This is a genomic window from Myroides sp. LoEW2-1 (assembly GCF_009767705.1).
Classification (GTDB): domain Bacteria; phylum Bacteroidota; class Bacteroidia; order Flavobacteriales; family Flavobacteriaceae; genus Flavobacterium; species Flavobacterium album_A.
This window is the reverse complement of sequence record NZ_WSPP01000004.1, coordinates 27,581-40,483: the sequence shown is the minus strand read 5'-3', so window position 1 is coordinate 40,483 and position 12,903 is coordinate 27,581. Positions and strand designations below refer to the sequence as shown.

Below are 12,903 nucleotides of genomic sequence, written 5' to 3'. Positions count from 1 at the left end.
AATTAATCCCCTTTTTAATACATTTTTATTTCTCCTTAAACGAAAGCGTCATATCTCTAACTACATCATTATATTTATCTTTCTTACTCAATAATGTCCAACTCAGAATTTGATAATATTTATTTCGAGAATTATACCATGCATAATGATATAAAATATCAATCCCTACTACTTTAGCTTCAATAGAAGTATATTTCATTTCAATACCATTTATAATAGAATCTTTCATACTTCCCTCTTTATAAACCAGATCACATGAATCAAGAACACTTGATTTTGTAATATCCACTAACCATTCAAAATTAGACCTTGTATCATTCTCATCTCTTAATTCAGACTCAACAAGACTATCAAAATCCTGTTTACTTTCACTAAGAACTATTAAGTAAAGTTCATTAAACCCATTACTCAATTGTAAATCAGCTTCCTCATTTAAATCTATACCTTCACGCATCATACTTGGCACAGTTACTGTAAACTCATTTTCATAAGATACCTCCTTTGTTGTTGTAGCATTATTACAAGAAACAATTATAAAGGCTAAAATAAATACATAAATTTTTTTCATTTTTTCATAATTTAATGATTCGCAAATTTAACAACAAAAATCATTAACCGTTAAATAATTCAGAAAACAACTTCATACTATGCAATCTATCATTACAATCGTAAATGGGTGTAGTAATCATTATTTCATCAACTTCTAAAACTTGACAAAATCTTTCGACTTCAGGACGCAAATCTTCTTTTTTACCAATAAATGAGCAAGATGTCATATTATAGACATATTCCTCCTCTTGAACAGACCACAAACCATTCATTGTATCAATAGGCGGCTGCATAGGCTCACGATCATTTCTTATTATACCAAGAAACATTCTATAAAAAGAAGTAGCTAAATATTCAGCTTTTTCAGAAGAATCAGCGAGGATAGCATTTACACAAGGCATAAAATAAGGATCTTCAAGGCATTCAGAAGCTTTAAAGTTCTTTCTATAAATAGAAGCGGCAAGTTGAATTTGATTTGGTGCAAAATGAGAAGCAAAAGCATAAGGTAATCCAAGTTCTGCAGCAAGATAAGCACTATCAGTACTTGAACCTAAAATCCAAAGTGGTACTTGTGCTCCTTCACCAGGAAAAGCGCGAACTTTAGCATTGGAATTATCAAGGCTAAAAAACTGCCTCAACTCATCAATTTGTTTTGGAAAAAAATTTGCTGACAAGGTATCATTTCGTCTAAGAGCCATAGCAGTCAACTGGTCTGTACCTGGAGCTCTTCCTAATCCCAAATCAATTCGACCAGGATATAAAGATTCTAATGTTCCAAACTGTTCTGCTATAACTAAAGGGGGGTGATTTGGCAACATTATTCCACCTGAACCCACTCTAATATTTTGGGTACCACTTGCAACATAACCAATCAGAACACTTGTTGCCGAACTTGCTATATGAGGCATATTATGATGTTCTGCCAGCCAAAATCTATTGTATTTCAGAGCATCTGCATACTGAGCTGTGTTTAATAAGCTATGCAAAGTTTCAGTCATAGTTCTATTCTTTCCTAGAATAGCAAGATCGAGAAATGAATAAGGTATATTTTTCATAAGTATAAAATCAACATAATTACCTCTAATCTAAACAATCTAACCAACAATTCAATAAAAAAGGTTCACTCAAATTTGAGTGAACCAATGAAATATTTACTTTTGAATACTTATCGTACAATTAGAGAGATCTTCAATAATAGCCAGCGACTCGACTCTTACCCCATGTTCCTCTATCATTTTTCGGCCTTCTTGAAATGCTTTTTCGATAATAAATCCCATACCTACTAAATTAGCGCCAGACTGTTTAATTAAGTCAATCACACCTAAAGCTGCATTTCCATAAGCTAAGAAATCATCTACGAACAATACATTATCGGTAGGCAGAAGAAAATCATTACTTATCACAACATCATATGTTCTATCTTTTGTAAAAGAGTGAATCTGAGTATGAAGCATATTATCCATTGTTGAAGGTTTCTTTTTCTTTGCAAAAACAACAGGAAGATTCAGTAAATATCCTGTCATAATTGCTGGTGCAATACCACTTGCTTCTATAGTCATTATCTTATTAACATTCGTTCCAGCAAATCTCCTGACAAATTCGACAGCAATAGATTTCATCAGAGTTGGATCCATTTGATGGTTAATAAAACTATCTACTTTAAGAATTCCTCCTTCAAAACATTTTCCATCTTGAAGTATACGTTTGTGCAATAATTCCATAATCGTTGTGTTATATAATGAAAATAAAATAGGGAGGTATGTCCTCCCTATTTGAATTGCAAGCAAATTTAAGCAATATAGCTAATATCACACAGCAAAAATTAATTAATTAGAAATATTACGTCCTACTCTCTTTACTAAGCCTTGTTCTGTATATAAGTTTTACAAAACTCTTTCGAACTACAACAATAACCACTGCAAAAATCATCCAATCAACAAAGGCACTTGCCCAATAAATACTACGAATGCCGAACAAAGAAGGCAAAATAAGAATGACAGGAACATATAAGATGAGTTGTCTTAAAATAGCAATAATACTTGCGGTTTTTCCATTCTCTACTGAAGGAAACCAAACCATAGCCATAAAAATAGCAGGTAACCCAAGCAAAACACTCATATAAATACGGAAATCAACCAACTGTTGACTCGAAAAAAGATAATTAGGTATCATAAGAGATAAAACTAATTGTGGAAAGCACATAACGATAATCCAAAAAGGCAATAATACAAACAATCCTGCCCAAGTAAATAAAGTATACGATTTGGTAGTTCTAAGAATATTGCCAACACCGTAGTTCATTCCTGCAACAGGCTGCAAAGCACGCATTAGACCAAACATTGGAGTATTCAATAATAAGTAAAATCTATTTACTGCTGTAAAAAAAGTAATATCAGAAGCATTACCATATCTACCTAAGGAGTTAAAAACTACAATATTTTGAACAACAACCATTACCATCATTATCAAAGCAGGCAATCCTAAAGAGATTATTTCTTTAAAAATAGCATAATCCACTTTAAAAGACCAAACAACGGTTTGAAAAGAAGACTTATTTAATTGATAGTAACCTATTCCTAAAAGTGTATAAACAAGCATTGAAAGATTGGTAGCCCAAGCAGCACCAGCTATTCCCCAATCAAATATAGAAATAAATAAAGGTTTCACTAGCACATCGATTACTAAACCGATTGCAATCATCACTGCAGCAGTCTTCATTTTACCTTCAGCTCGAATCATCATATTCAATGCTAGCCCATGGACCCATAAAAAAGTACCTAAAAGAGTAACTTTAAAATACTCAATTGCTAATAAAGCAATCTGCCCGCGTCCGCCCATTAGAGCAATCAATTCTTCAGCAAATATAAAGGCTGGTAGTAAAAACAAAATAGAAAGTATAACACTCAGAAAATTCACTGTTCCTAGACAATTCCTCAGCTTACTGTCATTACCTGAACCAATCCAGATACTAATTGCCGCACCAGCACCTGTTCCAATTAAACTTCCAATAGCTTGAGTAATCTGAGCTAAAGGAAATGCGATACCAACAGCTGCAAGTGCATCATTATTGATTAAATGGCCGACAAAAACGCCATCTAAAAAGTTATTTAAGCCAAATAATACCATTGCTGCAATAGCAGGCCAAGACATTTGCCACATAACTTTCGGTAATCTCTCATTTAAAATAGTTTGCTTTTGTTTATCCATAATACTTATTTGTTAAACTTTCAACTTTTAGATAAACAATAAAACAATGACAGTCAATTTGCTATAACTTAACTATACGTTTACTTAATGCCCTTTAGGATTACGAATGGTCTAGTTACTTTATTTCCAATCTTATCAATGGTATTCTCCAAATATTGAATTTGTTCAACATCCCTATATCCTATATTAGTCATTAATCTCATAAGCCTTTCTGTGCGGTGCAAATGAAAAATAGAATCAATGACAAAAGGAAGAGTATGAGCAAAGTCCTCTCTTATATAAGTAAAAGCAACAGTACCATTTGTTTTCAAAATTCGAAATATCTCTTGCAAATACTTCACTGGATCTTCCCAAAAATAAATTGTATTAACAACAAGACAATGAGTAAAACTATCATCCTCTACTTTAAAGTTAGCACTACCATCACCCAATAAAAACTCTATTTTCTGTTCTTTAATGAGTTTTAAATTCAGATCAGTAGCTAAATCAATCATGACTTTAGATACTTCAATACCAACATACCGAATGTTAGCACCTTGTTCAAACATATATGGTAAATGTCTTCCACTACCAAAACCTAACTCTAATACACTATCATTTGTTTTAATGTTTAGACGGTCAATAGTTTTAAAAATCATGTTACTATTAGAAACAAACATGCGATTACCAATCATCACTCCATCTTCTCCATGTGGACAACTTAGTTGATTCGCTAATTCACTATAATCCTTTTGCTCCATACCTTTAAATTTATTAACCAAAGATAGTTATTTAGAATTAATCTAAATATTTATCTTTGCACAAAATTCACTGATTTTTCACAAAATGCTATTACGCAAAAAATAAAAAAATTACGTCAAACGGATTATTTATGAAAATGACTCTTCGAAACACAATAACAAACGAAATTCTTGTAGACAGAGATTATATCACGCTTTTAAAACCTTATCACATGAAGTACGAGAACAATATCTCCGTCAGTGTCTCATCCATACTTACAAATCAAATTCAAGAATATTATTATAACGATATGGTTATATCTATAGGAAAACTACATTCTAAAAAAGAAATAACGGTTGAACTCATTACTTCAAAACCATACTATGAAATGCATTTTTGCCTAGATGGTTATTCACAATTCTATTCAACAAAAGCCAATAAAGCGCCAAAATTTACATTTAACAAAGGAGAACATAATATTTATTGTCATAAAAACTTGTATGGTATATATAGTACTAATGATCGAAACATTAATAATCAGTATTTAGAAATTATTGTCAGTAAAGAATTTGTAGATCGTATAATAATCAACTATAGAGAAATAGGATTACTTTTTAAATCAGAAAATCAAGATTTTACTACTAAGTTATTCAACGATAATATGCCTATCACATCCGAAATGTACAATACAATATTTCAAATGTGTAATTGTAACAAATTTGGAGAACTAAAAAGATCTTTTTTAGAAATAAAAGCTTATGAACTAATTCTCCTTCAACTTGAACAGTACAATACGCTAAACACAAAAAACTACATTAGCAATAAAAAAGAAAAAGAGAGTTTACAATTTGCAAAATACTTAATAGAACAAAACCTTCAATCACCTCTAACGCTCTCTGAACTATCGAGTCAAGTCGGTATGAATGATTTCAAGTTAAAAAAAGAATTTAAAGAAGAATTTAATTTGACTGTCTTTGGATACCTATACAAACTAAGAATGGCAAGAGCCAAAGCATTATTAGAAAACACAGATCAACCAATTAAAGAAATAGCTGTTTTATGTGGTTATCAATATGTACAACATTTTACAACTGCATTTAAGCGAAGCTACGGTATCACTCCTGGGAAAATTAGAAGAAAATAAAAAACCCCAAGTGCGACATACTTGGGGTTCTTCTAACAAAAATAAACTAACAACTCAATAAACAACAAATACAAAATGCTATTTGTAATTCAATTGAATCACTTACAAAGAGCGCGACAACAAATCTCCATGTAACTTTTTAATATTTTAAAACTACTTATTCAAGTAATCTGTATTCAAACTTTGGAAATCCTCTATTTCCTTTCTCATCTCTCAAACTTAACATTTTAAACTTATAGAAGTTTCCTTTACTATCACGTACAACATAAAATACATCCTTATAAAGAATTTTATCATTTGCTACATCTCTCCATGTACTTCCTATTGTACGCAAATCATCACTAAATAGATTCTCTTCAACATCTTCTTTGCTAAAACTCTTATAGTAATCTTTATTATGTAATGGCATTTTAACTCTATAAGCAAGGACACCGCCATAACGATTATGCAAAATAAAGTCTGAAAAACCATATGATCCTTTAGGAGTTCCCTGTTGATCAACTGTATTAGTAAATACTGTAAAGTTTAAATCCCATTTACCTTTACTTGGTTCAACAGCGACTAATGATTCACTATCAAAGCTAAAAAATTGAAAATTATAAGCATTGTTCTTAGTAATAAGAACTTCTTGGTGTGTCTTCTCATTAAGACGTGCATACTGCAATAAATATCCATTGTCACGTTTCAATATTCTAACTTTCATCCATCCTCTAGATTCACCACTAACATTCACCGAACCGACTGATACGCCATCATTTATACCTGGTTTAAATCCTAAATTCAAAAGAAAAACTTTATTTTCATTGTCTTCATTCTTAACTTTAGAGATAGCAGTTTTATTAAGATCTCCATCTGGAAAATCAATGTATTTCACATTAGTAGCATCAAAAGTACCTATTTGAACAGACTGTTTAAGAGACTCTAATTGACCTTCAGTTACTTGATCAAGATTAACACTATCAAATTCTCCAGCAGCCATATAAATAGAGCTATTGAGTTTGACAACATGCTCGTTTCCACTAAAAAAAGCTAAATCCCAAGAATCTCTCTTTACCTCGTAAGTAGCAATACCACCTAAATCAACATAAACCTGATTTTCTTCATTTGGGCCTCCCAAATTAGGAGAGATTACTCCTCCAAGAGCAGCGTCGAATGTAATAACCATCGAGCTGTATCCTTTAATAGAAGGTTCTTTTATACTATAATTAACCTTATCTATATGAAACTGAATTGTTTTATCTCTGCGATCAAAAGGATAGATTAAATTCTTAAATTGAAAACTTACAGTTCTTGTACCTTTTTTAAAAGGGACTACTAATCTATTGTTATTTGCCTCCGGGTACAAACGATAATCGATACCATAAGTAGCATTGATTTCATGAAAAACAATTTCAACAGTACCATCTTCTTCGGCAACATCAGAAAAGTTCATAACGATTTCTCTGTCCTCTTTTATATTTTCATAAATAATAGACTGTTCTTGAAATGCAACAATAAATTCCCTTGATTCACTATTTCCGTTACTTGAATCCTTTTCGCATGAAACAAATAAAGTACTAATAATAATAAGTGATAATATGTGTTTAAAAACACTCTCCATATATTCAAAAATTTAAAAACCTAAATCATATTGTAGCTTAACAAAGAAACTTCTTCCATATCCCAAAGGAATTGAGGAAGCTCCACCTGCATGAGCTGTTCCAGAACTAGTACTAGACTTAATATCAGTAATATCAAATATGTTTCTAACCCCTAATGTTGTCACAAGTTTTCGATCCAAAAAAGGTTGACGAATTGTAAAATCAAGCCATGAATAGCTTTCCTGCTTTCCTTTAATATAATAATCTCCTGTTAAATCACTCTCCATCTTATATTTTGTTTCTTCCCCATTATACTTATAGTATAGAGACAGAGAAGTATTCCATTTTGGTAAACGATAACTCACATTTGCTGTAACTTCAGGAGTATACAAAAACTTATCCGTAGCATCAGGTGCTCCGTAGATTTGCTGAGCAGCTCCTGAAAGAGTGAATCCTATACCTAAATCCAAATTATTCCACGACAATTGATTTAAGAATGTAATACCAAGATTTCTGTATTTATCAACATTTTCATATTTAAACTTCAATCCCTCTGGTGACACAACTTCAATTACATCTATTTTATCATCAACTACAAGATATCTTCCTGTTAAATTTGTAGAAACTTCCACATCATTGCCTAACTCAATACTTTTCTTAATGTTCATAAAAAAAGTCTTACCTTTTTCAGGTGTTAAATTAGGGTTACCTTGTAAATCATGATTTACATCAACGAAATAAGTATACAACTCCTCATAATTAGGTAATCTTGGAGATGTTCCTACAGTAGCTCTTAATTCATAATCTCCAGGTAGAATATACTTGGCAACAACATTAAATTGGTGCTGACTATCGAACAAATTCGAAGTCATCAAACGATATCCTGGTCTCAAAGTTAACTTAGGAAGAACATTAATTTCAGACGATGCATAGAAATCATAACTACCAATAGATTTTCTCTGAGGAGTTTCACCAAAAGATTCCGTCATACTTGAATAACCTTTATTCTCAGTAATTTCATAACCTACTTGAAACTTAGCTCTCTCCCATTTAATAAAATCACTAAAAGTACCTCTGGAGAAAAACACCTCTCTACTTTCTGTTCGGTACTTAGATCTGTCAAACTTTTCATCATACCTAATTCTATAACGATACAAATCAACTTCTTTTTCTTGTTTCTGATAAGAAAAGGATAGATCAAATCGAAACAGATCATTAACATTTCCTACAGTATTAAGAATATTAGACCACCTTTTTGTATTATTTATTCTATCTAAGGCTATTGGATCCGAAGTATCAAAAGTTGGATCTTCGTTAACTTCAAATAACTTATTGTAATTCTTCATGCGTTCGTTAAAGTATTCAAACTTGTAAAAAACACGGTAAGAATCTTTGTGATATGTCAATAAACCCTTTACATTATTCTGATTCTTAGGAAGCCATTCATGCCCCCTTTTATTCTCGTCTCCATAATATGTAAACCCCTTACGATCATCATACCAACCTTTAAAATCATTATGTGTATAAGACAAACTAGCAAAAAGGTTATCATTAATATTATGACTTAGCGTTAATCCTTGAACGTGTTTACCTTTGTTCTTAAGATTATATTCCTTCCCTACAGATTCTTCTTGAATAAAAGCTCTTACATTCCAATCGTGAATATTACTTTTCTTCGTAATAATATTAATTATACCTGTAACAGCATTTGCACCATAATCAACCCCCATAGCACCCTCAACGATCTCAATACGCTCAACATCATCCAAATTAATCTGAGTCAAATCAGTATTATTACCAAAACCCTCATCGCTAATCATCGGAATATTGTCAATTAGAATAGTAAAATACTGACCATCTAATCCAAACATTTTTACGGATGACCTACCCGACTTTGCGTTTGGCAAGATTGAGATATTCATCACTTGATTCAAAGCATCTGCTAGAGTAACTGCACCAAGATTTTCAATTCTTTGACGGTTAACAATTGTAACATTATTAATAGCCTTATTTATTGATTGTGGGTTGTATTGTCCTGAAATAACAATTTCTTCTAACTTTTGTTTAGGAGTTGTAAGTGTATCTTGACTATAACCTATTAACGATGTTAAAGAAAATAAACCAAGTATTAATCCCAATTTATGAGCCATATTTTTATTTACTCTATTTGATTTTGTTTGATGCAAATATAATAATTAATATTATTTAAACTCATTTTAAATAATAAAAAGAAATAAAAAAAACGCATAACATCTTGTTATGCGTTTTATATAGTATCTCTTAGTTTTTAGGAAGGAATACTTCAGCCATCATACAACGTGCACTACCACCGCCACAAGCCTCGATCGTATCAAGACTACTGTGTAAGATAGAGCAGTGTTTCTCTATTGCTTTTACCTGCTCCTTCGTTAAACTATTATAAGCTTGAGTAGACATTACTAAGAAAAGCTCATCATTAGTTCCTTTAACTTGCAACATATTACCTGCAAAGTTATTCACTTGCTCTTCGGAAATAGTAATTACTTCCTTTCCAGAATCTTTCAATTGATTTAAAACTAATTTTCGCTCTTGTTTATCATCAATACAATCAGCACAAATTACAGCAAATGTCTCAGCTAAACACATCATCACATTAGTATGATAAATATGTTTTCTCTCTCCATTAACATTTTGAAATGCTTCAAAAATGATTGGATGCATATCAAAATCCTCGCAAAACTCAATAACTAAACTTTCATCTGCACGAGGAGATAAAGCACAATAAGCTTTTTCATTCTTGCGATCTAACAATAAACTACCTGTACCCTCTAAAAATAAATCATCTTCTTCCGCAGAAGTATAATCCCATACATCCGTAATCTCAAAACCTTTCTCCTCTAATAGATCTAAAATATCCTCACGGCGTTCTAATCTCCTATTCTCAGCGAACATAGGATATAAAACAATCTCACCTGATTCGTGAAAGGAAATCCAGTTATTCGGGAAAATGCTATCCGGAGTATCTGGTTCAACAGTATCATCGACAACAATAACATCAACACCTACTGCTCGCAATTTAGCAACAAAAGCATCAAATTCTTCTTGAGCTTTTGCATTAACAGTTGCAGGTGTAAGATTATCTAAAACTTTTTGGTAGTAATTATTGACTGCTGTTTGCTCATTCATACGAAAAGCAACAGGGCGTATCATTAAAATTGTATTAGTAGTCTGTAACATATAAATAAAATTAATCGCGAATTAACGGTAAAGTAGAACATCTCAAAAGCCCTTCTTGCTTGGCAATCTCAGCATAAGGAATCTCTTCTACTGTAAAGTTATTATTTCTGAGCCATTGGTTCAATCTTGTAAAATTCTTTTCAGAAACAACAACATCAGGAGAAATTGAAAAAACATTAGAAAACATATGATACATTTCCTCTCTTTCAATATGAAATAAATTTTCCATTCCAAAAATTTTCACCAACTCACTATACTCTGCTTCATCATAAAAACCTCCTTTATAGATAATTGCTTTATCAAGCCCTACTGGTTGAAAACAACAATCTAAGTGCAATGCATTATCACGAGGCTCTACTTTTGATTTCACCAAATCAAAGCTCAATACTTTTTTATTTGGAAACAAATCTCGAATAAACTCCACACCTTCTTTATTAGTTCTAGCTGTAATATGTGATTTATAATCTGGTCTTTTATATGTACCAATAAATACATAATCATTCCACAACATTACATCGCCACCTTCGAAATGCACTTCCTCAGGTGCTGATATAATATTTTGGGGATTAATCTGGTCTAAAACTTCATGTATTGCATCAAGCTCACGATCTCTATCAGGTAATATATTCGCCTTTATAAACTTATCATCAATTACGAAACCAATATCACGAGTGAAAATTTGATTATAGTCTTGTATAATTTCTGGTCTAAATACTTTAACATCATATTTTTGAAAAACCTTATTAAAAGCCTCCATCTCATTGACCATATCTCTTTCTACAGGATACGTACCTGCTTTAATATGTTCTAATGATTTAGGATCATAAGCCTCTTCTAAAGTTGGTGTGGGTCCATTACTGGTAGCTGTACCAAGGACCACAGCCCGCAAACGAGCAGTTTCATTCTTTACATTTAACTGTAACATATCTTTGTGTTTTCCACAAATATAGGAAAAAACAATACTAAAAACGTGTATCCTAAAGTTTGACAATAAAAAAAGCTGCATTAACAAATACAGCTTTTAGATACTCTGATAATAAATTATCTTTTATCGATAGAAACAAACTCTCTTAATGGTTCACCTACATAAACTTGGCGTGGTCTTCCAATAGGTTCTTTGTTTATTCTCATCTCTTTCCATTGAGCAATCCATCCTGGTAAACGTCCTATAGCAAACATTACAGTGAACATTTCTGTAGGAATTCCCAACGCTCTATAGATAATACCTGAGTAAAAATCAACATTTGGATACAAATGTCTTTCTACAAAATAAGGATCTTTCAATGCTGCCTCTTCTAACTTTTTAGCAATATCTAAAACTGGATCATCTACTCCTAATTTACCTAATACTTCATCAGCAGCTTTCTTAATGATACGAGCACGAGGATCAAAGTTCTTATACACTCTATGTCCAAATCCCATTAAACGGAAAGGATCATCTTTATCCTTAGCTTTAGCAATATATTTCTCAACATCACCACCATCATTCTGAATTGCTTCTAACATTTCAAGAACAGCTTGATTTGCTCCTCCATGTAATGGTCCCCAAAGTGCAGACACTCCAGCAGAAATCGAAGCAAACAAACCAGCGTGTGAAGATCCAACTATACGCACTGTTGACGTAGAACAGTTTTGTTCGTGATCTGCATGCAAAATAAATAACTTGTCAATTGCATTTTTTACAACAGGATCAATTTCATAAGGTTCAGTTGGCAACGCAAACATTAATCTCAAAAAGTTATCAACGTAACTTTGCGTGTTATCATAATAATTTAAAGGATACCCTTTAGCTTTTCTATATGTCCAAGTTGCAATAACCAAGAATTTACTCATGGTTTTACATACAGCCTCATACAAATCTTTTTTACAATCTGCATTAACAACTTTAGGATTAAAAGCAGTCAAAGCACTAGTCAAAGAAGCTAAAACTCCCATCGGGTGAGCCGTTTTAGGAAAACCATCAATAATATTCTTCATCTCTTCATTAACTAATGAATACTTGCGAATATCTTTTTCAAATTGTTCGATTTCAGCCTTAGTTGGTAACTCACCAAAAATAATTAAATAAGCAACTTCTAAGAAATTTGAATTTGTTGCTAAATCTTCAATCGAATACCCTCTATATCTTAGAATTCCGTTTTCTCCATCAAGATAAGTTATTGCACTTTGACAAGAACCTGAATTTTTATAACCAGGGTCATAAGTGATAGCTCCAGTTAAAGCACGTAATTTCAAGATATCAATAGCTACTTCATTCTCAGTACCTACTATAACAGGAAATTCGTGTCTTTGGCCATCAACCTCTATATAAGCTGTTTTAGACATATTGTTATTATTTTATTTTTTTTACTAGTTTTCTATTTTTCTTATGTTTTAAACATTCAAAACGTTTTCAGTAGGAAAGGTAAGAATTAATATGCATACATACAAGTTAAAAAATAGCATAAAAAACGACTAAAATCATTATCACAACTCTTTTACATTGTG

Annotated in this window: 11 protein-coding genes; 1 reads left to right on the top strand and 10 read right to left on the bottom strand. The window is 31.9% G+C overall.

The window, feature by feature from the left end; genetic code table 11:
• Positions 1–25: 25 nt before the first annotated feature.
• From GOQ24_RS00570 to GOQ24_RS00550, 5 genes are all read right to left on the bottom strand, one after another.
• Positions 26–568 carry a hypothetical protein gene (locus GOQ24_RS00570; protein ID WP_155093345.1) on the bottom strand — a complete coding sequence of 181 codons (543 nt, stop codon included), beginning with the start codon at positions 566–568 and terminating at the stop codon, positions 26–28.
• A 43-nt stretch (positions 569–611) separates the two neighbouring features.
• The gene (locus GOQ24_RS00565; RefSeq protein WP_155093346.1) at positions 612–1,604 is read right to left on the bottom strand and encodes an LLM class flavin-dependent oxidoreductase; all 993 of its coding nucleotides are present in this window, start codon (positions 1,602–1,604) and stop codon (positions 612–614) included.
• Between the two features lie 96 nt (positions 1,605–1,700).
• Complete coding sequence (gene xpt / locus GOQ24_RS00560) at positions 1,701–2,270, bottom strand: xanthine phosphoribosyltransferase (RefSeq protein WP_155093347.1); 570 nt, start codon at positions 2,268–2,270, stop codon at positions 1,701–1,703.
• A 118-nt stretch (positions 2,271–2,388) separates the two neighbouring features.
• On the bottom strand, positions 2,389–3,756 hold the full coding sequence (locus GOQ24_RS00555; RefSeq protein ID WP_155093348.1) for an MATE family efflux transporter: 1,368 nt from the start codon (positions 3,754–3,756) through the stop codon (positions 2,389–2,391).
• Between the two features lie 80 nt (positions 3,757–3,836).
• Positions 3,837–4,496 (bottom strand): class I SAM-dependent methyltransferase, encoded by a 660-nt coding sequence (locus GOQ24_RS00550; RefSeq protein WP_155093349.1) that lies wholly within the window; start codon positions 4,494–4,496, stop codon positions 3,837–3,839.
• Between the two features lie 131 nt (positions 4,497–4,627).
• Between GOQ24_RS00550 and GOQ24_RS00545 the strand changes: the two genes are divergently transcribed.
• Positions 4,628–5,620, top strand: coding sequence for a helix-turn-helix domain-containing protein (locus GOQ24_RS00545; protein ID WP_160338883.1), 993 nt, complete (start codon positions 4,628–4,630; stop codon positions 5,618–5,620).
• 157 nt (positions 5,621–5,777) lie between these two features.
• On the opposite strand, the gene GOQ24_RS00540 is transcribed toward GOQ24_RS00545, so the two are convergent.
• The 5 genes from GOQ24_RS00540 to GOQ24_RS00520 form a co-directional block, all read right to left on the bottom strand.
• A complete protein-coding gene (locus tag GOQ24_RS00540; protein WP_155091416.1) occupies positions 5,778–7,220 on the bottom strand; it encodes an HmuY family protein in 1,443 nt (480 codons plus the stop codon).
• Positions 7,221–7,232: 12 nt separating this feature from the next.
• A complete protein-coding gene (locus GOQ24_RS00535) occupies positions 7,233–9,350 on the bottom strand; it encodes a TonB-dependent receptor plug domain-containing protein (RefSeq protein WP_155091415.1) in 2,118 nt (705 codons plus the stop codon).
• A gap of 130 nt (positions 9,351–9,480) precedes the next feature.
• Positions 9,481–10,416: a citrulline utilization hydrolase CtlX gene (gene ctlX / locus GOQ24_RS00530; RefSeq protein ID WP_155091414.1), complete on the bottom strand. Its 936-nt coding sequence runs from the start codon at positions 10,414–10,416 to the stop codon at positions 9,481–9,483.
• Positions 10,417–10,426: 10 nt separating this feature from the next.
• Positions 10,427–11,341: a dimethylarginine dimethylaminohydrolase family protein gene (locus GOQ24_RS00525; RefSeq protein WP_155091413.1), complete on the bottom strand. Its 915-nt coding sequence runs from the start codon at positions 11,339–11,341 to the stop codon at positions 10,427–10,429.
• Positions 11,342–11,457: 116 nt separating this feature from the next.
• Positions 11,458–12,741, bottom strand: coding sequence for a citrate synthase (locus tag GOQ24_RS00520; protein ID WP_155091412.1), 1,284 nt, complete (start codon positions 12,739–12,741; stop codon positions 11,458–11,460).
• Positions 12,742–12,903: the final 162 nt, after the last annotated feature.